The organism is Halomonas sp. ND22Bw, from assembly GCF_003011945.1.
In the GTDB taxonomy this organism is placed as follows: domain Bacteria; phylum Pseudomonadota; class Gammaproteobacteria; order Pseudomonadales; family Halomonadaceae; genus Halomonas; species Halomonas halophila.
Genome location: NZ_PXWD01000610.1, coordinates 1 through 288 on the forward strand (window position 1 = coordinate 1; position 288 = coordinate 288).

The window sequence follows — 288 nt, forward strand, 5'->3', positions numbered from 1 at the left end:
TATGAAGCGGCATCGGTGCTGCTGGTCTTCATCCTGCTGGGGCACTGGCTGGAGATGCGCGCCCGCGCGGGCGCATCCGACGCGATTCGCGCGTTGATGGATCTCGCCCCACCCATGGCCCCGGTCGTGCGCAACGGGGTGGAGACCAAGGTACCGACCGCCGAGGTTGCAGCCGGGGAACTGGTCGTGATCAAGCCCGGCGACAAGATCCCGGTGGATGGCGAGATCGTCGAGGGCGCGTCGCAAGTGGACGAGTCGATGCTGACGGGCGAGTCCATGCCGGTCAAG

General features: G+C 67.0%; 1 protein-coding gene. It reads left to right on the forward strand.

The window, feature by feature from the left end; all coding sequences use genetic code 11:
- Positions 1-15: 15 nt before the first annotated feature.
- On the forward strand, positions 16-288 hold a 273-nt coding region (locus CVH10_RS19595; protein WP_369335899.1), incomplete at its 3' end, for an HAD-IC family P-type ATPase.